This window comes from Paractinoplanes ovalisporus (assembly GCF_016834655.1).
Lineage (GTDB): Bacteria > Actinomycetota > Actinomycetes > Mycobacteriales > Micromonosporaceae > Actinoplanes > Actinoplanes ovalisporus.
The window spans coordinates 496,595-518,111 of the sequence record NZ_JAENHP010000003.1; the positions used below are offsets into that span (position 1 = coordinate 496,595).

General features: G+C 72.3%; 22 protein-coding genes. 12 read left to right on the forward strand and 10 right to left on the reverse strand.

The annotated features are described in order from the left end of the window. The first annotated feature begins 33 nt into the window (after positions 1-33). The 4 genes from JIG36_RS12575 (at position 34) to JIG36_RS12590 (ending at position 3,319) form a co-directional block, all read left to right on the forward strand. A complete protein-coding gene (locus tag JIG36_RS12575; RefSeq protein ID WP_203376287.1) occupies positions 34-903 on the forward strand; it encodes a universal stress protein in 870 nt (289 codons plus the stop codon). Between the two features lie 13 nt (positions 904-916). Then, the gene (locus tag JIG36_RS12580; RefSeq protein WP_203376288.1) at positions 917-1,687 is read left to right on the forward strand and encodes an AMP-binding protein; all 771 of its coding nucleotides are present in this window, start codon (positions 917-919) and stop codon (positions 1,685-1,687) included. Next, the gene (locus JIG36_RS12585; protein ID WP_203376289.1) at positions 1,684-2,643 is read left to right on the forward strand and encodes an Acg family FMN-binding oxidoreductase; all 960 of its coding nucleotides are present in this window, start codon (positions 1,684-1,686) and stop codon (positions 2,641-2,643) included. Before JIG36_RS12580 ends, JIG36_RS12585 begins: the two co-directional genes overlap by 4 nt. A 490-nt stretch (positions 2,644-3,133) precedes the next feature. Beyond that, positions 3,134-3,319 (forward strand): hypothetical protein, encoded by a 186-nt coding sequence (locus JIG36_RS12590; RefSeq protein WP_203376290.1) that lies wholly within the window; start codon positions 3,134-3,136, stop codon positions 3,317-3,319. Here JIG36_RS12590 and JIG36_RS12595 read toward each other — a convergent pair. Next, complete coding sequence (locus JIG36_RS12595; RefSeq protein WP_203376291.1) at positions 3,316-4,290, reverse strand: Acg family FMN-binding oxidoreductase; 975 nt, start codon at positions 4,288-4,290, stop codon at positions 3,316-3,318. The genes JIG36_RS12590 and JIG36_RS12595 overlap by 4 nt on opposite strands. 151 nt (positions 4,291-4,441) lie before the next feature. Between JIG36_RS12595 and JIG36_RS12600 the strand changes: the two genes are divergently transcribed. Next, positions 4,442-5,863 (forward strand): DUF4389 domain-containing protein, encoded by a 1,422-nt coding sequence (locus JIG36_RS12600; RefSeq protein WP_203376292.1) that lies wholly within the window; start codon positions 4,442-4,444, stop codon positions 5,861-5,863. An 18-nt stretch (positions 5,864-5,881) separates the two neighbouring features. Continuing rightward, positions 5,882-6,160, forward strand: coding sequence for a 2TM domain-containing protein (locus tag JIG36_RS12605; protein ID WP_203376293.1), 279 nt, complete (start codon positions 5,882-5,884; stop codon positions 6,158-6,160). Between the two features lie 58 nt (positions 6,161-6,218). Here JIG36_RS12605 and JIG36_RS12610 read toward each other — a convergent pair whose 3' ends face one another. From JIG36_RS12610 to JIG36_RS12620, 3 genes are all read right to left on the reverse strand, one after another. Further along, on the reverse strand, positions 6,219-6,908 hold the full coding sequence (locus tag JIG36_RS12610; RefSeq protein WP_307872683.1) for a CBS domain-containing protein: 690 nt from the start codon (positions 6,906-6,908) through the stop codon (positions 6,219-6,221). Between the two features lie 92 nt (positions 6,909-7,000). After that, on the reverse strand, positions 7,001-7,744 hold the full coding sequence (locus JIG36_RS12615; protein WP_203376294.1) for an SDR family NAD(P)-dependent oxidoreductase: 744 nt from the start codon (positions 7,742-7,744) through the stop codon (positions 7,001-7,003). A 90-nt stretch (positions 7,745-7,834) separates the two neighbouring features. After that, the gene (locus tag JIG36_RS12620) at positions 7,835-8,404 is read right to left on the reverse strand and encodes a GNAT family N-acetyltransferase (protein WP_203376295.1); all 570 of its coding nucleotides are present in this window, start codon (positions 8,402-8,404) and stop codon (positions 7,835-7,837) included. A gap of 114 nt (positions 8,405-8,518) precedes the next feature. Here JIG36_RS12620 and JIG36_RS12625 point away from each other — a divergent pair, with 114 nt between their 5' ends. From JIG36_RS12625 to JIG36_RS12640, 4 genes are all read left to right on the forward strand, one after another. After that, entirely contained in the window at positions 8,519-9,316 is a 798-nt protein-coding gene (locus tag JIG36_RS12625; protein WP_236046672.1) for a 2,3-bisphosphoglycerate-dependent phosphoglycerate mutase, read from the forward strand. A 79-nt stretch (positions 9,317-9,395) separates the two neighbouring features. Further along, complete coding sequence (locus JIG36_RS12630; RefSeq protein WP_203376296.1) at positions 9,396-11,798, forward strand: glycoside hydrolase family 65 protein; 2,403 nt, start codon at positions 9,396-9,398, stop codon at positions 11,796-11,798. A 57-nt stretch (positions 11,799-11,855) separates the two neighbouring features. Next, positions 11,856-12,842: an Acg family FMN-binding oxidoreductase gene (locus tag JIG36_RS12635; RefSeq protein WP_307872684.1), complete on the forward strand. Its 987-nt coding sequence runs from the start codon at positions 11,856-11,858 to the stop codon at positions 12,840-12,842. Positions 12,843-12,863: 21 nt separating this feature from the next. After that, entirely contained in the window at positions 12,864-14,204 is a 1,341-nt protein-coding gene (locus JIG36_RS12640) for a serine/threonine-protein kinase (protein ID WP_203376298.1), read from the forward strand. 56 nt (positions 14,205-14,260) lie between these two features. On the opposite strand, the gene JIG36_RS12645 is transcribed toward JIG36_RS12640, so the two are convergent. The 4 genes from JIG36_RS12645 to JIG36_RS12660 all read right to left on the reverse strand — a co-directional run bounded on the left by JIG36_RS12645 (position 14,261) and on the right by JIG36_RS12660 (position 17,473). After that, the gene (locus JIG36_RS12645) at positions 14,261-15,667 is read right to left on the reverse strand and encodes an MFS transporter (RefSeq protein ID WP_203376299.1); all 1,407 of its coding nucleotides are present in this window, start codon (positions 15,665-15,667) and stop codon (positions 14,261-14,263) included. A gap of 11 nt (positions 15,668-15,678) precedes the next feature. Further along, complete coding sequence (gene eno, locus JIG36_RS12650; protein WP_203376300.1) at positions 15,679-16,938, reverse strand: phosphopyruvate hydratase; 1,260 nt, start codon at positions 16,936-16,938, stop codon at positions 15,679-15,681. A 15-nt stretch (positions 16,939-16,953) separates the two neighbouring features. Beyond that, entirely contained in the window at positions 16,954-17,208 is a 255-nt protein-coding gene (locus tag JIG36_RS51840; protein WP_307872685.1) for a universal stress protein, read from the reverse strand. Positions 17,209-17,272: 64 nt separating this feature from the next. Then, complete coding sequence (locus JIG36_RS12660) at positions 17,273-17,473, reverse strand: hypothetical protein (RefSeq protein WP_203376302.1); 201 nt, start codon at positions 17,471-17,473, stop codon at positions 17,273-17,275. 309 nt (positions 17,474-17,782) lie between these two features. On the opposite strand from JIG36_RS12660, the gene JIG36_RS12665 reads away from it, so the two are divergent. Together JIG36_RS12665 and JIG36_RS12670 are read left to right on the forward strand one after the other, a co-directional pair. Continuing rightward, complete coding sequence (locus JIG36_RS12665) at positions 17,783-18,316, forward strand: Crp/Fnr family transcriptional regulator (protein WP_203376303.1); 534 nt, start codon at positions 17,783-17,785, stop codon at positions 18,314-18,316. Then, positions 18,313-19,290 carry an Acg family FMN-binding oxidoreductase gene (locus tag JIG36_RS12670; RefSeq protein ID WP_203376304.1) on the forward strand — a complete coding sequence of 326 codons (978 nt, stop codon included), beginning with the start codon at positions 18,313-18,315 and terminating at the stop codon, positions 19,288-19,290. The genes JIG36_RS12665 and JIG36_RS12670 overlap by 4 nt, the downstream gene beginning before the upstream one ends. A 22-nt stretch (positions 19,291-19,312) precedes the next feature. Here the strand turns inward: JIG36_RS12670 and JIG36_RS12675 are convergent, their stop codons facing one another. Both JIG36_RS12675 and JIG36_RS12680 read right to left on the reverse strand, forming a co-directional pair. Next, a complete protein-coding gene (locus JIG36_RS12675) occupies positions 19,313-19,678 on the reverse strand; it encodes a carboxymuconolactone decarboxylase family protein (RefSeq protein WP_203376305.1) in 366 nt (121 codons plus the stop codon). A gap of 30 nt (positions 19,679-19,708) precedes the next feature. After that, a complete protein-coding gene (locus JIG36_RS12680) occupies positions 19,709-21,370 on the reverse strand; it encodes a glycosyl hydrolase family 18 protein (RefSeq protein ID WP_203376306.1) in 1,662 nt (553 codons plus the stop codon). Positions 21,371-21,517 lie beyond the last annotated feature (147 nt).

The following is a 21,517-nucleotide window of genomic DNA, read 5'->3' on the forward strand; positions in this document are numbered from 1 at the left end:
CCCGACGATGGGCGGACGAGGAGGGGGACGGCGATGGTGAACAGGCAGATAGTCGTCGGCACCGACGGGGCGGGCACGAGCGCCGCCGCGGTCGACTGGTCCGCCCACGAGGCACAGCGCCGTCGAGTGCCCCTGCGGATCGTGCATGCTTTCCACCCGCAATGGGGTGACCTTCCGTCCGGCGCGACGGCCGGATCGGACGATGCGGGCCGCCAGATCGCCGAAGTAGTCGCCGCGAACGCGTTCGACCGGGCCCGCGAGGTCGCACCGGACATCTCCATCGAGACCGACACCGTGACCGGGCCGGCCGTGCCGCGCCTGCTCGAGGTCTCCCGGGGCGCGGAGCTGCTGGTGGTCGGCAACCGCGGCCGCGGCGGATTCGCCGGCCTGCTCCTCGGTTCGGTGAGCCGGCGTGTCGCCACCCAGGCGCTGTGCCCGGTTGTCGTCGTCCGGGGTCGCCGTACTGCCGCCGGCGGCCCGATCGTGGCCGGGGTGGACCACTCCCCCGACGCCGACCTGGTCCTGCAGCCGGCGTTCGCGGCCGCGAGTGACCAGGGCTGTCCGATCGTCGTCGTCCGCGCCTACGAACCGATGATCCCGCTGTCGCTGTCACCCGCGGTTCCCCGCCGCGTGGACATTCCGGCGCAGGACGACGCCGAGCGCTCGCGACTGGAGGCACGGCTCGCGCCCTGGCGGGCGAAATACCCGGAGCTCTCCGTCCGGGAGGTCATCAGTCACGAAAGCGCCGCGGCCGCGCTTGTGCAGGCCTCCCGGGACGCACGCCTGGTCGTCATCGGCAGCCACGGCCACGGCCTGATCACCGGCGGTCTGATCGGGTCAACCGGGCTCCAGCTGCTGCATCACGCCGCCTGCCCCGTCCAGATTGCCCGCCGGCCGGGCTGACCGGAGGTGTGCCATGCACAACGGCGCGGTCATCCGAAAGGACGACGAGACCCGGGCCCGGGCCAACCTGACCAACCACGTCTGGACACGGCACGACTTCACCTGGGACCAGGCCCGCTCCTGGTTCAGCGGCCGGCCCGGTGATGGACTGAACATCGGGTACGAGACGGTGGACCGGCATGCACGGTCGAGCCGCCGTGACCGTGTGGCGCTCCGGTTCACCGGGTCACGCGCCGGGCCGCTCAAAGTCACCTACACCGAGCTGGCCCGGGCCACCAGCCAGTTCGCGAACCTGCTGGAAAGGTGCGGGGTGCGGCGCGGTGAACGCGTCTTCGTTCTGCTCGACGCGGTTCCGCAGGCGTATGTGGCCGGGCTGGCCGTCCTGCGTTTCGGGGCCGTCCTGACCACCCTGCCGATGACAGGCTCTCAGGGCACGGTGTCCGGCGTCGTCCATCCCCACGAGGCGGTCGTCGGTCACCTGGCCTCCGCGGTGTACGCCCTGGACCTGCATGACGACGACACCGTGCAGATGTCGGTCCCCGCGGGACGACTGACCCACACCGCGTACAGCGTGATCGCAACTCTGACGGCCGGGGCCACCTCGCTGATCGACACCCGCTCCGGCTCCCCGAAGGTTCCGGCCGACCCCGGTGTCATCCCGGGCGCACCGCGGCCTGCTTCGCCGACGGCTGGTATCTCACCGGCGACCTCGCCCTCCAGGATCCGGGCGGCTACTTCTGATACGCCGGGCGAGCCCCGGTCGCCTGAGGGGAGACGACCATGACAACCGATCCGCTGGCCCGGGCCGCGGTCGTCTCCGGGCAGGCACCGTCCCTGCACAACAGCCAGCCCTGGCGGTGGATCCATGCCGGCCGGACATTGGAACTCCGGCTCGAGCCGCGCCGGGTCCTGCGCATCAGTGATCCGAACGCCCGCCTGGCCGTCCTGAGCTGCGGAGCGGCCCTGCATCACGCGTTGGTGCACCTCGCTGCGACCGGCTGGCAGACGGAGATCCGCCGGCTACCGGACGATGACGATCCGGACCTTCTCGCCCGCATCACCCTGGGTCCGGAGGCGCCGGCCGACCACGACGGGGCCCGGCTCGACCGGCAGGTTTCCCGCCGGCGCACGGACCGGCGTACTCCGCCCGGCCCGCCGTTGGATCTCCATCTGGTGCGCTCCATCCAGCAGGCGGTGCACGGCCAGGGCGCCGATCTGGCCGTGCTTGTGCCCCGGCAGGTGTTCGCTCTGGCCGACGCCGCCGAGAAGGCCCGCGGCGTCGAAGCTGAGGATCCAAGCTGGCAGGTGGAGGTCGCCGACTGGGTGGGCCGGCAACGCCGCGAGGGGGCCGGGATCCCGCCGGCTGCCCTGCCCGACGACCCGTTCCTGTTGACCGCGCCGGCCCAGGCCCTGCGGCGGGCCGGCGCCGAGCTCATCGCCGAGACCCATCACCACTCAGCCACCTTCACGGTTCTCTCCAGCGCCCGGGACGACCGGTCCGGCTGGCTGGCCGCTGGTGAAGGGCTCTCCGCCGGCTGGCTCACCGCCACTGCATTGTGCGTGTCCGTGCTTCCGCTCAGCATCGTCACAGAGGTGACGGCCAGCCGCGCCACGATCCGACGGCTGCTCGGCTGGAACGGCTACCCGCACCTGGTTCTCCGTCTGTCCTCCGGCACGTGCGACGACGCCCCGCCCGCGACTCCCCGCCTGCGGACCACCGACTACATCACCTACGTCTGAAACGCTGAGCGTACGGCCGGCACGAACAAGGTCCGGCGGAGGTGTGCCATGTCCGATCAACCGACTGTCCCGTTCCCACCGCTCCGGCCGCCCAGTCGGCGCCGTGCCGGCCGGCACGTTGTTCTTGTCGCCACGCTGGTCGCCGTCATCCTTGCTCTGCCTGTCGCCATCTATCTGCTGGTGCACGACGGCACCACGCCCATGACCCCCGGCCCGGCATCACACACACCTACAGTCAGTACCGAGCCGTCTGAACCTCCGGCCACCACATCCCGGCCGGTACCGGTTATACCGGACGGCCACATCGCTCTGTCCGTCCTGCGGAACGCGACCCTGCTCATCCCGTCGTGGCCGGCGGACAACGTCCAAGGGTCTTGGGGCCGTCTCCGGTTCCGGGATCAGAATCGGGTTCTCCCGCGATGCCGGGCTGGACCCGGCCGGCATCTCATGGCCGCCGATCACCCTGTCGCCGACCGGCCGCTGGTACAGCGTGACGGTCGATGCGCCGCCTCTGCGCGGCGCGTCGACCCTCACCTGCACCTTCCGCCGGGCCGCCGACGGCACGGCGCGCCCGCTCGAGATCGAGGTCGCCGCCCTGAACGGCCGTAGCGTGCTCATCAGCGAACCGATGGGCTGGAACAACGGCGCCGCGGTGCCGGTCCGCACGGTGGACTAAACCTCAGAAGCCGGGGCGAGCAGCACCTCGGTGACCGGCCGGCGCGGCGTCGCGGCGGCCGGTGGCCCGTAGCCGAGCCGGATGACCATCTGCGCCCACCGGCCGGTCCGCGGATCCGACAGCACATCGCGGATCGCGGGAATCTCCACGGGCTGGCTGATGGGCGTGGTCGCCAGGTGCAGACGGGTGGCGACCAGCAGGATCCGCTGCAATGCCTGACCCGCCTGCAACCACTGGGCGGGCGCGTCCCCGACCGTGGTCAGCACCGTGATGGTGGGGAACGCCTCGAACTCCTCGCCCCGCCGCGACGGCTGGGAGTCGACCACGCCGAAGTCGCGCATCGGGATGCGTTCGAGTGCGTCCCACGGTCCGATGGCGTGGGCTGGGATCCCGTCCAGGCGCCCCGGCACCGGACGCGTCCAGCGGTTGAGCTCCGCGAAGTATCCGCCCCGGCGGCGCAACCGGTCGGCCGCGGCCCGGCCCAGGCTGACGATCACCGTCCGGCTGGCCCCGCCGGCCACGGCCAGGCGTGCACCCTCATGAATGGCCGCCTCCTTCAGCTTGTCGACCGCGTCGGCCGGGACGACGGCCGCGGTGAACGGCCGCCGGCTGGTATGCCGCCGGTCGATCGCGGCCGCGAGCTCCAGTGCGTCCGGGCCGGGCTCGGCGATCCGCCCCGGCCGGACCCGGGCGACCAGGTCCGGCACGCCGGGATCGGGAAAGGCCGCCACGGCCGGGATCCGGCCCGCAGCCCGGATCGCCGCGCGCAGCGTGAACAGAGCCGCCCCGACACTGATGATCATTTCTCGCCCTTCCGGGTCGAGCACCTCCAGGCGGCGGGCCGGATCGGCGTACACCTCGACGGTGTCGCCGTCGACGCGGAATCGCCACGGCTGGCTGTTGTGCAGTGACGGCGCCAGCGTCGCCATCTCGATCCAGCGGGTCAGAGCTTTCCTGTCCACGGTGGCCATGACCGGCTCCTCTCCGCCTCGACGGTAGGCCGGGCCCGGCCCGGTGGTCAGAGTCTTAGGGCCCGACCTGCCCGGCACGCAACGACTTCCGGCCCTGCCCCGGGCGGCTGGGCGGCGGTCTGCTGAGAGGAAAGCCTTCCTGGGAGGTGACATGAACCGCTATCCCCTGCGGGTCGAGGCACACCGCGACGCGACGCTGAGCCGCTGGCTGTGGCTCGTCAAATGGTTGCTACTCGTCCCGCACTACATCGTCCTGGCGGTGCTGTGGACCGGCGTGGTGGTGGTCACCCTGGTGGCCTACCTGGCGGTCCTGTTCACCGGCCGCTATCCGGCCTCGTTGCGCGCCTACAACCTCGGTGTGCTGCGCTGGAGCTGGCGCGTCGGGTACTACGGGTACCAGGCGCTCGGCACCGACACCTACCCGCCGTTCACCTTCGCCGACGTCCCGGACCATCCGGCCCGGGTGCACCTCGAACCCAGTGAGCCGCCGCCGCGCTGGCTGCCGTTGGTGGCCTGGCTGTTCGCGATCCCGCACCTGGTCATCCTGGGTGCGCTCACCGCGGCCGGGACCCGCGACGACAACACCCGCATCAGCGTGCTCGGGGCCGCGGTGCTCATCGCCGGCCTGGCGCTGCTGTTCACCGGCCGCTATCCGCAAGGCCTGCACGATCTGCTGGTCGGCATCGCCCGCTGGAACCTGCGAGTGATCGGGTATCTGACCCTGCTCACTCCCCGCTACCCGCCCTTCCGGCTGGACCAGGGCGAGACGGAACCGGACCCGCAGCCGGACGACCCGGCCGATGCCGTACGCCCCCCGGCCGCGGCCCACCAGGGCTCCGTCGCCGGACCGGTCGTCGCTCTGGTGGCCGGCGTGCTGCTGCTGTTCCCGGCCATCGGGCTCGGGGCCGGCGGCGGCGTGCTGCTGGGCCTCGACTCGGCCCGCGACCGCGCCGGTTACGTCGACTCGCCGACGCTGCAGTTGAGCACGGCCACCGCCGCGGTGACCGCGGAGAACCTCAGCATCACTGACACCGGACTCTGGACCCGCAACCTCGCCGACGTCGGCGGTCTGCGGGTGACCGTGGACTCACAGAGCGGCAAGCCACTGTTCATCGGCATCGCCCCGCAGCGAGCCGTCGACGCCTGGCTGGCCGGCACCGCACACGACCAGCTGGCCGGTTTCACCTCCGGCGCGGGCCGGTACGACCGGGCCTCCGGCGCCACCCGCACGCTCGCCGACCCGGCCGCACAGTCGTTCTGGCTCGCCACCGGCCGCGGTTCCGGGGCCACCCTGCAATGGGAGGTGACCGACGGGGACTATGCCGTCGTCGTCGCCAACCTGGACGGGACGCTCGGCGTGGCCGCCGATGTGCGGGGAGCCGTACAGATCCCCGACCTGACCGGCCTCGGCGCCGGCCTGCTCGCGACCGGAATCGTCTTGGGCCTGCTCGCCATCGGCCTGATCGTGCTGGGCGGGGCCGGCATCGGCCGCCGGCACAGCCCACCGCCGCCGGCCGCCGGTCCGACCGGGCCGGCACCGCAACAGACACCCCCGGTGTCCGTGGGGTCGTAAGAAGAAAGGAGGCCGGCCATGACCGACACTCGGCTACCGACTGACCTGCGCGAGGCGGCCGTCATCCGGCTGCGCAAGAAGCGCGACCTGCAGGCCCACCTGCTGGCGTTCGTACTGGTCAACCTGTTCCTCAACGGGATCTGGCTGCTGACCACCCCGGGCGGCTTCTATTGGCCGATGTTCCCTCTGCTCGGCTGGGGCATCGGACTCGCCTTCCACGTCTGGGACGTCTACGTCGGCTCGAACCCGTCGGAGGAGGCGATCCGGGCCGAGATGGACCGGCTGGGTCACCGTTGAGGGCAGTGACGAGTCGTGGCCCGGGCCGGAACCCGGGCCACGGCTCTGTTATCGCCGTTCAGGCGATGCCCGTACCCATGTGGACGCCGCGCATCTGCCGGTCGTCGTATCCCCAGGCGATCGAGGACCGTACGTCGACGACCCCCGCCACCTGCCGGGTCATGCGCTCGGCGATGTCGGCCGACGACCACCGGTCGACCCGGCCGGACAGGGTGACCACGCCATCGGTCACGGCCGCCGTCACGTTGGTGTTCTCGTCGTCGACGTACGGGCGCAGGACACCCGACTCGATGTCGGCCAGAATCTCGTCGTCCGGCCGCAGGTGCGCCTTCAGCAGGTCGGCGCGGGAGACGATCCCGATCAGCCGGCCGAGGTCGTCGACGACGGGCAGGCGTTTGACGTTCTCCTGGTCCATCTGCCGCGCGGCGGCGGCGATCGACGAGCCGCTGAGCGCCACCACGGCGGGCGCGCTCATCAGGTCTTCGACGGTCAGGGCGCGGGACTTGCGCCGCTCACCGCGGCGTTTACGGCTCTCGAAGAGCCGGGGCTCCTCGTCGCCCGCGTATTCGATCTTGCGAAGCAGGTCGGCCTCGGAGACCACGCCGACGACATGCTGGAAGGCGTCGATCACCGGCGCCGCGCTCAGCCTGTTCTCGATCAGCAGATCGACCACATCGCGGTAGGAGGCGGCCGCGTCCACGGACCGGACCGCCTTGGTCATCACATCGTCGACGCTCCAGCTCTTCACCGCGCTCCTCCTTCGTCCGTTGCCTGCCCCGACCGTACGGCCGGGCGGATTCACGGCATCAGGGCCGAAGGTCCTGCCCGGCCGGGACCTGCCTACCGGGCGGTGTAGCCGCCGTCGGTCAGGAAGTAGGAGCCGGTGGTGTTCGACGCCCGGTCCGAGGCCAGGAACGCGACGAGCTCGGCGACCTCCGCGGACCGGCCCAGCCGGCCGAGCGGGTGCAGCGCGCTCACCCCGGCGATGACCTCCTGGTCGGCCGTGGCCAGCAGAGGCGTGTCGATGAAGCCGGGCCCCACGCTGTTGATCCGGATGCCCTGCTCGGCGTACTCGATCGCCGCCGACTTGGTCATCCCGACCACGCCGTGCTTGGCCGCGACGTAGGCGACCGCCATGCCGAAGCCGACCGAGCCCAGGATCGACGCCATGTTGACGATCGCCCCGCCGCCGGTCGCGAGCATGGCCGGGATCTCGGCCCGCATGCTGTAGAACACGCCGCTCAGGTTGACCCCGATCACCCGTTCCCAGCCGTCCAGCGGGTATTCGCCGGTGGGCGCCTGGGGCCCGCCGATGCCCGCGTTGTTCACGGCGATGTCGAGCCGGCCGAACGCCGCGACCGCCGCCTGCACCATCGCGTCGCAGCCCTGCGGGTCGGAGACGTCGACCGGGTAGGCCTGCGCCGCCTCGCCGATCTGCTTGGCGACCCGGTAGGCCGCCTCGGCGTCCCAGTCGGCGACGAACACCTGCGCGCCGCGCTCGGCCAGCAGCAGAGCCGTCGCTTCCCCGATGCCCGAGCCGCCTCCGGTCACGATCGCCACTCTGCCCGCGAAGTCCTGGTCCATGTCGTCCTCCTCGTTCGATCTCCCTCCGACCGTCCGCCGCCACAACCTTTCCCGGTACGGCCATTGGTCCCGGCCGGGCAGGTTCCCCGGTCACGCCCCGAGCTCGTGCAGCGCCGCCTCCACCCGCAGCCGGTCGAGCCCGACCGCCGCCTCGGCCAGACCCTCCTTGATCAATTGCCGTCCGCCGCCGAGCCGGTCGACCAGGGCGGCCACCGGCCGGTTCCCGGCGAGGTAGTAGGCGCTGAAGGTCGTGATGCCCCGATCCAGCGCCGCCTCGGCCAGCAGCTCGATCAGCGCCGTGGCCAGCCCGGCACCGCGCCAGCCGGGATCGACAGCGACGGCGACCTCGGCCGCTCCAGCGGTCGTCGCCTCGTAGCGGGCGATGGCGACGCCTTGCCCGGACGCGGGGTCCAGCGCCACCAACGCGAAACGGCCGCGGTAATCCACGGTGCACAGACGCGTCAGCAGCGCCGCGGTCAGCGGAGGCGGCGAGCCCACGAACCGGCGGTACAGGGTGTCCGGGTCGGCCCGGCGGATGGCCTCGGCCAGCTGGGCGGCATCCTCGGGAACGATCGGGCGCAGCCGGACCGTGCGCCCGTCCGGCAGGCGCAGATCCCGCTCGTACTCACGCGGATATCCCGGCGGAACCGTTCGGTCCATGCCTTCCATGCTGACGGCATCCGCCCGGCGGCACTCGGGCCGAAGGACCCTGGCGCGCACCACTTGTGACCCCCAGACTGCGGGCGGGCGGCCGGACGACGGAGGGGGCCTGACATGGCCTACAGCACCGCCGACGTGATGGCCGCCCTGGCCGGCGGGGCCCTGATTCTGCTGCGGCACGGGCAGAGCTCGGCCAACGCGGCCGACGTCTTCACCGGCTGGCATGACGCCGGCCTCAGCCCGCTCGGCGTCGCGCAGGCCCGGGACGCCGCCGCGACCCTGCGCGCGTGCGGCGTGCGACCGACGAGCGTGCACACGTCGTTGCTACGCCGGTCGATCGTCACCGCCGAAATCGTCACCGACGCGCTGGGGTGCGGCTGGGTGCCGGTGGACCGGTCGTGGCGCCTCAACGAGCGGCATTACGGTGCCCTCACCGGGCTGAGCAAGACGGCCGTGGCCGGGTGGGCCGGCGCGACGGCGTTCCACGCGTGGCGACGCTCGTACGCGGTCGCGCCGCCACCGATGAGTGACGAGGCGGCGGCCGGGATGTACGCCGACGCACGCTACGCCGGGCTGCCCACCGGCGCGTGGCCGCGCACCGAGAGCCTGGCCGACGTCCGGGCCAGGCTGCTGCCCTACTGGACCGACGTGTTGTACCCACTGCTCCGGGCCGGCGGGACGCCGCTGGTGGCCGGTCACGGCAACAGCCTGCGCGCGTTCGTGATGCACCTGGAGGGCCTGAGCCCGGCCGAGGTGGAGCACCTAGACATCCCCACCGCCGCGCCGATGCGCTATGTGCTCGACCGGCGGGGCCGGCCGGTCGTGGGGGCCCGGGAACGCTACCTCGACCCGGTCAGCGCGGGTGAGCCCGTACGCATCGGTCCCGTCGATGCGGGCCTTCCGGCTCTGTGACACCCCGTCGCCGCGGGGACAGGCTCGAGGCGACGGGGCCGGCCCCGGGGGCCCGGTCCGCAGTCCCGGAGGTGAAGCCGTGAACCGGCCCCAGGTGTACGCCATCGAGCCCTGGCAGCTTCGGGAGACCCACCTGGACCTCCGGTTGCAGGCCCGCTCGGAGTCGCTGTTCTCGCTCTCCAACGGTCATCTCGGCATGCGCGGCAACCTCGACGAGGGCTACCCGCACGCGCTGCCCGGCACCTACCTCAACTCCTTCTACGAACTGCGGCCACTCCCGTACGCCGAGGGCGGCTACGGCTACCCGGAGTCCGGCCAGACGATCGTCAACGTCACCGACGGCAAGGTGATCCGGCTGCTGGTCGACGACGAGCCCTTCGACGTCCGCGACGGCCGTCTGCTGCGCCACGAGCGTGTTTTGGACCTGCGCGACGGCGTGCTGCGCCGCGAGGTCGAGTGGCGCTCCCCGGCCGGGTCGGTGATCCGAGTCCGCTCGACCCGGCTGGTGTCGCTGACACACCCCTCGACCGCCGCCATTGCGTACGAGGTGGAACCGGTCGACGCCCCGGTGCGCGTGATCGTGCAGTCCGAGCTGGTCGCGAACGAGGAGCTGCCCGGCCCGTTGCGGGATCCGCGGGTCTCGGCGGTGCTACGGGCGCCGCTGGTACCGGAGCTGAGCCGGGGCGACGGCACCGGCGCCCTGCTCATGCACGTCACGCGCGAGAGCGGTCTGCACCTGGCGGCCGCGATGGACCACATCGTCACCGGGCCGCCCGAGCTGCGCTGCACGAGCGAGGCTCACGAGGATCTGGCCCGCACCACGGTCGTGTGCCGCCTGGCCCCGGGGCAACGGCTGCGCCTGGTCAAGCTGCTGGCCTACAGCTGGTCGGAGCGCCGATCACGGGCCGCCCTGCGCGACCGGGTCGCCGCCGCCCTCGCAGGCGCCCGGTACGAGGGCTGGGACGGACTGCTCCGGGCTCAACGCGCCACCCTGGACACCTTCTGGGACAGCGCCGACGTCGAGGTGGACGGCGACGCCGAGGTGCAGCAGGCGGTCCGGCTGGCCCTGTTCCATGTGCTGCAGGCGGGTGCCCAAAGCCACGGCCGCCCGATCGCGGCCAAAGGCCTGACCGGACCGGGGTACGACGGGCACGTCTTCTGGGACACCGAGCGGTTCGTGCTGCCGGTGCTGACCGCCATCCGGCCCGAGGCGGCGGAGCAGGCGTTGCGGTGGCGGCACTCCACGCTCGGTCTGGCCCGGGAACGCGCCGCCACCCTGGGCTGGGCCGGCGCCGCCTTCCCGTGGCGGACCATCCGGGGTCAGGAGTGCTCCGGCTACTGGCCGGCCGGCACCGCGGCCCTGCACGTGGGCGCCGACATCGCCGACGCGGTGGTGCGCTATGTCGACGCGACCGCGGACACGGTCTTCGAGCGGGACGTCGGCGTCGATCTGCTCGTGGAGACGGCACGGCTGTGGGCCTCGTTCGGCCACCACGACCGCGACGGCGCCTTCCATCTGGACGGTGTGACCGGTCCCGACGAGTACACCGCGATCGCCGACGACAACGTCTACACCAATCTGATGGCCCGGCGGAATCTGACCGCGGCGGCCGACGCCGTCGAGCGTCACCCGGACCGGGCCGACGCGCTCGGCGTGAGCGACACCGAGATCACCGCCTGGCGTGCCGCGGCGGCCGCCATGAGCATCCCGTACGACGATCAGCTCGGCGTGCACCCGCAAGTGCACGGCTTCACCCTGCGCCGGGAGTGGGACTTCGGCGGCACCCGCCCCGACGAGTATCCGTTGCTGCTCCATTTCCCCTATCTCGACCTCTACCGTTCCCAGGTCGTCAAGCAGGCGGATCTGGTGCTGGCCCTGCACTGGTGCGGGGACGCGTTCTCGCCCGGGGAGAAGGCCCGCGACTTCGCCTACTACGAGCAGCGTACGGTCCGGGACTCCTCGCTGTCGGCGTGCGCCCAGGCGGTGGTCGCCGCCGAGGTCGGGCACCTGGAGCTCGCGCACGACTACATCGGCGAGGCCGTGCTGACCGACCTGTACGACCTGCACCGCAACACCCGCGACGGGCTGCACATCGCGTCTCTCGCGGGCGCCTGGCTGTCGCTGGTCGCCGGGCTGGGCGGCATGCGCGACCACCACGGGGTGCTGTCGTTCGCTCCCCGGCTGCCCCGGGGGATCGAGCGGCTCGCCTTCTCCCTGCTGTGGCGTGGGCTGCGCCTGCGGGTGACGATCCGGCCGCACGAGGCCGTCTACTCCTTGCGCGGCGCCGATGGCGGCGACGCCAAGCTCGAGCTGTGGCACCACGGCACTCCTCTGCTGCTCACCACCGATGCCGCGGTGTCCCGGCCGATCCCGCCCGTCGTGCCGCTGACCCCCGAGCCGTCGCAACCCGCCGGGCGCGGGCCGGTCCGGCGGCGCACGATCACGACTCGTCCCGGCGCCACACGGGACCTCCGACCCTGAACGCACGCGCCGCCGAGCGGCACGGTGATGGAGAAGCCCCTGACGGAGGTATGCACCGTGACTCACCCCGAGCACGCCCGCGTGGCCCGTCCGACGCCCCCGCCGTCGTACGGCGACGCAGAGCTCCACGAGGCAGCGCTCGCGGCGATTCGCGCGCCCTCGATGCACAACAGCCAGCCATGGCGGCTCCGCCTGCGCGACGGTGCGATCGAGGTTCTGGCCGACCCCGGCCGGCGGCTCACCGTCGCCGACCGTACGGGCTGGGCCGTCCTGATCGCCTGTGGCGCGGCCACCTTCAACGCCCGTTTGGCGCTGGCCGTCCGCGGTCGCCCGGCCGAGGTCCGTCTGCTTCCGGCGGCGGACGTCGTCGCCCGGCTCTCCCCCGGCCGGGAGCGACCGGCCACCTACGCCGAGGAGGCCCTGTACGCCAGGATCCCCCAACGGCACAGCAACCGGTCGCCCTTCTGGCCCGAGCCCGTGCCGCGTGACATCCGGCGCCGACTGGCCCGGGCGGCCGACAGCGAGCAGGCCTGGCTCGATCTTGTGGTCGACCGGCCCGCCCTGACACAGCTCGCCGAGATCGCCGTCAGCGCCGACGAGGTCCTGCGGCGAGATGACAACTATCAAGCCGAACTGCTCGCGTGGACGCACACCGACAGCGCCGCCGATGGGGTGCCGGTCCGGGCCGGCGGCGTGCGTCCGGAGCCACAGGATCTGCTGCCGCAACGGGGTTTCGGTGGCCGGACACGCGCGCCGGGGCGTGACTACGAGGCCGAGCCCCTCGTCGGGGTCCTCGGCATGTCCGGCGACCGGCCGGCCGACCAGGTCCAGGCCGGTCAGGCCCTGGAGAAAGTGTTGCTGACGGCGACGGATTCCGGCTTGGCCGTCTCGCTGATCTCACAGCCCATCGAGGTTGCGGCCGCGCGCGCCCGGTTACGCCGATTCCTCAACCGTCCCGGCTGGCCGCAGATGGTGCTGCGGCTCGGCTACGGCGTTCCGGGACGGGCGGGCCCCCGGCGCCGCCTCTCCGAGGTCCTTACTTGACGACAAGGAAGGTGACTGGCGATGTCCCACCAGGCCGGAGAATTGCTGGACGGCCGTTACCGGCTGGGTGACCGGATCGCCTCGGGTGGCATGGGCGACGTGTGGCAAGGCACCGACGTGCTGCTCAACCGGGCCGTCGCGGTCAAGACCCTGCGCGACGACCGGGCCACCGACCCGCATTTCCACCGTCGCTTCCAGAACGAGGCCCGCGTCATGGCGGCCCTGCACCACCCCGGCATCGCCGACGTGTACGACTTCGGCCGCCGCCCGGGAGATCCCTATCTCGTCATGGCGTTCGTGCACGGTCAGCCGCTGGACCGTCGGCTGGCCGGGCACGGCCGGATCCCGGTCGGCGAGACCATGGCGATCGTCGCTCAGGTGGCACGGGCGCTGCAGGCCGCACACGACGTGGGAATCGTGCATCGCGACGTGAAGCCGGGCAACATCATCGTCCAGCCGGACGGCACGGCGGTCCTGGTCGACTTCGGTATCGCCCACTCCGCCGGGTCGGCCGACCTCACCGCCACCAAGGAGGTGCTGGGCACCCCGCACTACCTGGCCCCCGAGCGACTGTCCAAGCAGGGTGCCGGTCCCGCCGCGGACCTGTACGCGCTCGGCGCTGTCGCCTACCACTGCCTGGCCGGACAGCCCCCGTTCACGGCCGAGGACACCCTGGCCATCGCGATGCAACACCTGCGGGAGGAACCACCGCGTCTGCCGCCCGACATCCCGGCGGCGGCCCGCGACGTCGTGACGACGGCCCTGGCCAAGGATCCGGCGGACCGCTTCCCGTCGGCCGCGACGATGGCCGACGCGGCACAGCGGGCCGCGGGCTCGGCGTTCGCGGCGGCTACCACGGTGCTGCGTCCCGGTCGCACCGAACCACCCGAAGCGCCCACGGTGCGCTTGAGGGGCCGTCACAGTAAGGCCCTGATGCTCGTCCTGGTGGCCCTGGCTCTGGTGGCCGGTTTCACGACTCTGGCGGTCGCCGGGCCGTTCGGCCACGGACCCGGATCGCCGGTCCCGTCGGTCTCCGTCCCGGCCGGCCCGCCCTCGGCCACGCCGGACGGCCACGGCGCCGGTGGCACGACCACCCGTACGCCGGCCTCTCCTCAGCAGACCGCGACGAGCCGGCCCACCACGCCGGCGCCGACCACCCCTCGCACGACGCCCACGACCACGCCACCGACGACGCCGCCGGCCACCACCCCACCGGCCACCACTCCCCCAACCACGACGCCGCCGCCCACAACCGCACCGGTCACCACGGCACCGCCTTCACCGCCGCCGGCCACGACCCCCACCGGACCTCAGGCGGGCCTGCCGCAACGCCCAGCGCAAGGCGGCGACAGCGGCCTGTGAACCGTCCACGCCCACCACGATGTCGGTGTCCCTGACGTCGGGCACCAGGTGCTGAGTCATCTCGTCCTCCGATCTGCCGAGCCGGCCCGGTGCTGCACGCGGCGCCGCTCGAGTTCGCGTCTCCCCGCCCGGTACAGCGACACGATGTCCGCGCCGGCCATCTGCCGCAGCGCGACCAGGCCCACCGTGACGCCGCACAGTCCCGCCACCGCGTAGAGCAGGCGGCTGTCGGCCAGCCGGACGGAGTAGGGGCCCAGGATGAGCCGGTGCGGGGATCCGGCCCCGGCCAGCGCGCTCGCCGACGCGACGGCGAGCAGCAGCATGGCCCGGGCCGCGGTCTGCACAAAGGCGAAGACCCGGCCGCGTACGGCGTCGTCGACGTCGCCTCCGATGATCGTCACGCCGCACAGGAAGGCCAGACCGGCGCCGAACCCGACGACCACGACCTCGGCGAGGGCCGCGGCCAGGTGGACGGTGACGGACAACAGCACCACGGCCAGGCCGGCCAGCTGCACCGACAGACCGAACACCAGCCGCCGCGGCACCTGGGCGGACAGCTTGGGCCCGGCCAGCACGCCGGCTCCGAACCCGACGAAGAGCGCCGCGAACAGCAGCCCGAACGTGGCGTCACCGCCGCCGAGCGACCGGCTGTAGAAACGCGCCCCGCCGACCACGATGCCGGCGCCGGCGAAGGCCCCCAGCAGGCCGATGACCAGTCCCCGCAGCATCGGTGTCCCGGTCAGGTAGCGCCACCCGGTGCGCAGTGCCGCGCCGGCTGATTCCGTGCGGGCCGACGCGGGTGCGCCCCGCCCGGAGATCTCCGGCACCCCGAAGTGGACGACCGCTGCCGAGGCCAGGAACGTCAAGGCATCAAAATAGAGCGCGAAGGCGGCCGCGTCGGTGCCGCCGAGGCTCGGCAGACGCGCCGCCCCGGCGAACGCCAGCGCCGCGAGCACCGGGGTGATCCCGTACGTGGTGATGATGGTCAGTTGGTTGGCGGTCTCGAGCCGGTGGCGGGGAATCAGGTTGGGAACGGCGGCTTCCTTGGCCGGGTTCCACACCATCGCGGCCGCCTGCGCGGTGAACGAGGCGGCCGCGGCCCACCCGACCACGATCGCGTGGTCGTGCGACAGCAGTGCCGCGGTCGGGATCGAGGCGAACAACAGGAAACGGGCCACGTCGACCGACACCATCGTGTGGCGCCGGTCGAACCGGTCGGCCAGCACACCGGCGACCGGCCCGAGCAGCAACGACGGCAGCAACTGGACGGCGATCACGGCACCGAAGGCCGCGCCCTGAGCCGCCGGCGAGCCCATCTGGGCCGAGGCGAACGACGAGGTCGCCAGCAGGCCCAGCCAGTCGCCGAGGGACGACAACCCGAAGACGAGCCAGAGCCGCCGGAACGGGCGCAGCCGGACCACCTCCGCCAGCGCGGAGGAGTTCAGGTGCGTCGCCGGCGCCATGAGCCCGCCCGTCAGGTCAAGCCGTACGGAAGCGAGCCGGCGGCCTCGATCTCGATCAGCCGGTTGTACTTGGCGACCCGCTCACCGCGGGCCGGAGCCCCGGTCTTGATCTGCCCGCAGCCGGTGGCGACGGCGAGATCCGCGATGAAGGTGTCCTCGGTCTCGCCCGAGCGGTGCGAGACCATCTGCGCCCATCCGGCTTCCCGGCCGACGCGCATGGCCTCCAGCGTCTCGGTGACGGTCCCGATCTGGTTCAGTTTGATCAGGGCCGCGTTGGCCGCGTGCCGGTCGAGGGCCTCGGCGACGATGGCCGGGTTCGTGACCAGCAAGTCGTCGCCGACGAGCTGGACACGCGGGCCGAGCCGTTCGGTCAGCCGGATCCAGCCGTCCCAGTCCCCTTCGGCCAGTCCGTCCTCGATGCTCCAGACCGGATAGCGGCGCACCATCGCCTCGTACCGGTCGATCATATCGTCGCTGGTCAGCTTCTCGGTGGCGACGTGGTAGAGGCCGTCACGGCAGAATTCGCTGGCGGCCGGGTCGAGCGCGATGGCGACACCGTCCCGGCCCGGCCGGTATCCGGCCTCGGTGATGGCGTCGACCAGCAGCCCGAGCACGTCCTCGGGGGCGTCGATCTCGGGGGCGAAGCCGCCCTCGTCGCCCAGACCGGTGGCGTACCCCTTGTCGCTGAGCCGGCGCCGCAACGCCGTGTAGACCTCGGCACCGGCACGGACCGCCTCCGACAGACTCGGCGCGCCCACCGGCGCGATCATGAACTCCTGGAAGTCCAGGCGGTTGGGTGCGTGCACGCCCCCGTTGACGACGTTGAAGTGCGGCACCGGCAGGCGCGCCGCGATCCCGGCCGGGGCCAGATAGCGCCACAACGGCTGATCGGCCAGCAGGGCGAAGGCGCGGGCCGCGGCCATGGAGACACCGACGACGGCGTTGGCCCCCAGGCGCGCCTTGGTGCTGGTCGCGTCGGCCTCGATCAGCGTCCGGTCCACCGCCGCGATGTCGGCGAAGTGCCGTCCGGTCAGGAGGTCCTGAATCTCACCGTTGACGTTCCCGGCGGCCCGCAGCACGCCCTGACCCGAGTAGCGGTGGGGATCGCCGTCCCGCAGCTCGACGGCCTCGCGACTGCCGGTCGACGCCCCGGACGGCACCCCGGCGCGTACGGTCCGCCCGTCGGCCAGCCGCAGTGTCACGGCCAGGGTGGGACGTCCCCGGGAATCGAGCACTTCCACGGCCTTCAGGCCGGCGATGGTCAATGTCATGACAGTCTCCTGACCTCAGCGGACAACCGCGACGGTGGCCGGCACATGATGCAGCACATATCTCGTGACTGAGCCGAGCCGCAGAGCGGAGAAACCGCCTTTGCCGCGTGCCCCGAGCACGACCATCCGGGACCGCACGCCGGCCTCGGCGAGGACCCGGTACGGATGACCGATGACGGCTTCGGCCCGGACCTCGACGGTGGGGTACCGCCTCCGCACCGGTGCGGGCGGCCTCGTCCAGCGCCCACCACAGCGCCAGCTCCGCGTCACGCGACCCGTCGTAACCGACGACGATCGGGGTGTCCGGCATGGTTCACACCTCCGGTCGCCGAGGTCAGCCCGAGATGAAGCGGAACAGGTCGTAGACCATGAAGGCGGGCCAGACGAACGCCTTGAGCATGCCGATGACGCCCTGGGCGAAGCCGTCCGCCTGACTGATGTAGTAGACCAAGGCGCCGATCACACCGAGGCCGTAGACGGCATCGCCGCCGCCCACACCGCGAACCACGCTCATGCGCTGCATCGTGTCGCTCATCGGAGGCTCCTCTCCGCGCAGCCCGGCCCGGTGCGAGCCGGATGCCTCCAGCGTGCGCGCGGCACTCAGCGCCCCGGCAGAGTCGTTGGTCCTGCGGCAGGGTGACTGCGCGAAGACCGGCCGGACCGTCGCGCAGTCCGCCCTCGCCCGTACGCCGTCACGCGGGCATCTCCAGCACAGTCAGGAGCGTCGTCCCACACTGATCGTCGGGACCTTCGGCCCTGCCCCGGGGTCCGTCCCACCGGCCACAGTGGCGTCAGCGGGTGCACGATCCCCGGCACGTGCCGGGATGCAGGGACGGGGGCGACGATGGTTTCAGACATCACAGTGTTCGACCGTCTCGCCCTGCATCCGCTGGTGGCGGATATGCCCGGTTTCTGGTTGCGGCGTCTGGCCGCGCTCGGCACCGCGGTCACCTGGCCGGCGGCGACCCGGCTGATCCGCGAGGGCGCCCCGCTCGACAAGGTGTGGCTGCCCTGGACGGGAGTCGTGCTGATCGACATGTACGTTCCCGGGCGGGGTGATGTGCCGATCACCGTGACCGGTGCGGATGGTGTGCTGGGCTGGTCCGGCCTGATCCCGCCGTACCGATCGACGGTGGGCGCGTTCGTCGTCGAGGAGTGCCGGGCGGTCGAGCTGCGGGCCGGCGGCCTGCGCAATCTGATCGCCGAGGATCCGGCGATCGGCGCCGAGTTCACCGGCCGTCTTCTGTCGATCGCGACAAACCAGTTGCACGCCGCCCAGCGGCGGATCGCCGACTTCCGCCGCCCTTCCGCGGCCGGCCGAGGTCCGGGGATCGGTTCCGTCGCAGCGCACCGCACGGCTGATCTGGAGGAGCCATGAAGACTCGGGCGCTCACACCGTCGGGCAAGGTGCTGATGCAGTGCGTGCGCGCGGCCACGTCGGCGCCGTCACTGCACAACAGCCAGCCCTGGCGATTCGCCGTCGTGGGCAACGCCGTCGAGGTCTACGCCGACCCGGAACGCAGGCTCCGGGTGCTCGACCCGGCCGGCCGTGAGCAGATGATCAGCGTGGGCGCGGCCCTTTTCACCCTGCGGCTGGCCGTGTCGCGAGCCGGCTTCGACTCCCGGACCCGGCTGTTCCCGGTCCCCGAGAAACCCGACCTGGTGGCCCGGGTGACCGTCAAGGGGCGAGCCACGGTCAGCCCGGCCGCGCAGGCCTTGGCGGCCGCGATTCCGCAGCGCCACACCAACCGATGGGCCTTCAGCCCCGACCCGGTCCCGGAGTCTGCTCTGGACAGTCTCCGGGATGCTGCCCGACAGGAGAAGGCCGTGCTGACCGTGGCGTCGGCCACGGCCCGGCCGGCCATCCTCGGGCTGGCCCGTTCGGCCGATCGCTGGCTGCGCGCCCGGCCCGGCTACCGGGAGGAGCTGTCCCGCTGGAGCACGGCCGAGGGCAGCCGCGACGGCGTGACCGGTCGGGCCGCCGGCGCGGCCGACGCCACCGGGTTCATGCCGTTGCGTGACTTCACCGAAGCGTCCGGGCTGTTCCGGCCGGTCGAGACGTTCGAGCAGCGCCCCACCATCCTGGCTCTCGCCACCGAGGGCGACCGCCAGCCGGACTGGGTGCGTGCTGGGCAGGCCCTGCAACGGATGCTGCTCACCGCGACGTGCCTGAAACTCGCGGCCATGCCGATCAGCCAGCTCGTGGAGGTTCCAGCGGTGCGCAACGTGCTTTCCGGCGCGGCGGGCGGGTTGTCGGTGCAGATGGTGCTGCGGGTTGGCTACGGCCGCACACCGGCGAGTACTCCCCGCCGCCCGCCCGCCGAGGTCCTGGTCGCCGCGACCACCCTGTAGGGTCGGGCCGCGACGTGGGAAATCAGGCCGTACTCCGTGCCTTGGCGTGCTCCTCGTGGAACTCGCGGAAGGCGTCGAAGGCCCGGGCCCCGTAGACGGTGGCCGGGCCGCCGTTCATCAGGAAAGTGACGCCGATCGCCTCGGCGGCCTCCTGCGGCGTCGCGCCGTGGCGGACCGCCGCGTGGGCGTGGGCGGCGATGCAACCGTCGCACTCCTTGCTGACCGCTATGGCGAGCGCGATCAGCTCCTTCGTCCGGGCGTCGAGGGCGCCCGGCGCGAGGGCGGAGTCGTGCAGCTGACGGTAGCCCTCGTACACGTCCGGAATGGTCTGGCGCAACGCGCGGGTGGGTCCTCGCAACGCGTCGCGGACTGCTTTGCCGTGGTTCATCGCTCCTCGTCCTCCCTGATTCCGGCCTCGTCATGTCACGCGAAGCCGCACTGCGGCGCTGTAACCGGCGGCGTTCACCGACGTGCCGGGAACGACGACGCGGTAGGTGTAGGTCCCCGCCGTGCGCCAGGTGAACGAGAACCCATACGTCCCGCCGGAACCGACGGTGGTGGAGGCGACGGTGGTCCAGGCACCGTCGGCGTACCGCTGACGCCGTACGGGGGTGCCGGCCCGGACCGGCGCTACTTTCCCCGTGAGACGGACCGTGGCGCCGCGGGGCACCGTGGCGTGCTGCAACGCCGCCGAGACGCACCAGCGCACGATGGTCGTGACCGGAGCGCTGACCGCCGCCAGGTAGGCCCAGGAGGACGGTGCGGACAGCCGGAAGGCGCCGTTCGCGCCGGGGGCGTACCGCAGCGAGACCGCCCCGGTGGACGACGAGGACCCGGTCGCCACGGTGGCCCAGGCCGTGGTGCCCGCCCGGCGCCACTGCAGGACGACCTGGTGACCGCTCACCGCGGCGCCGGCGGTCGTCGTGAGCCGGCCGGAGACGGTCAGAGTGGTGCCGTGGACGATGGCCGTCGCGGCGCTCACGGTGAGCTCGGTGCTCTTCTGCACCGCGTAGGAGCGCAGGACCGGCCACTGCCGTACGTCCTCGAAGCCGACCGCCCAGAAGGCGAGACCCCGGACGCCGTACTTCTCGACGAGGGTCATCTTCGCCGTGGTGGCATCGGCGTCGTTGTACCAGACGACGTGCGGCACGCCGGCGGTGTCGGTGTAGGTGAACCAGGGCGCCGCGTCAGTGCCGGACCACTGCCGGACCGCGCCGTACTGGAGGCGCAACGCCTCGGCCTGCTGGTAGTTCCGCGACGTGGCGGTCCCGTAGCCGTCCGGCTGGGACGGGTCGGCGGGCCAGTCGTACCCGTAAAGCGGAAGGCCGATCTCGATCTTGTCGCGGGTCACCGCCGACACCGCGTACGTGAGGACGGTGTTGACCCAGGGCAGGGGCGCGACCGCGCCCGGAGAGCCGCCCCGCCAGTGGTAGTCGTACGTCATGATGCGGAATCGGTCGGCGGACGGCCCGATACCGGCGTAGTCGAACACAGCCCAGTTGGGGTCGTCGGCTCGGGTGCGTGGCCCGACGGTGACCGACAGCAGGCGTCCCTGTGCCGCCAGGGCGGGCTTCAACTCGCGCAGGAGCGTGACGAAACCGCTGCGGACGGCGGCCTTGTCGGTGGCGGTGCCGGCGGTGTTCATCGTCTCGTAGTCGAGGTCGATGCCGTCGTACCCGTGGGTGGTCACGAGATCGACCAGTGCCGTCACGTGGGCCGCCCGCTGCGCCGGGGCGGTGAGCAGGGCGGCCATGGCCGGTGCGGTCAGCGCCTCGGTGACGGTGGGTACGACCTTGATGCCGCGGCTGCGCAGGGCGTCGACGACAGCGGGATCGCCCGCCCCGGCCTGCGCGCTGATCGTCGCCGCGCCGGTGGCGCGGTACCAGAACGGCGACGCCTCACCCCACAGGTCGGCGTTGCCCGTGACCGAGGTCAGGGACTCCGCCATCGTCCAGTAGGGCAGCCAGCCGTTGACTATCCGGCGGGGTGCGGTGTCGGCCGCGGCCCGGCCGGGGACGAGTGATCCGGCTAGGACGAGCAACGCCGCGGCCAGCCCGGCGACGGTACGTCTTCGCGTCACCTCGACCACCTCCGGGGAAGGAATCGGCGACGTTGTCAACCTGCCGGACGCGCACCTGGACGGTCACGGGGCGAGGGTCCCGTCCTGGACGGCCGAACGACCCGCCGTCCCGGGCAAAGGTCCGGTCGGCCGGTCACCGGGGACGAA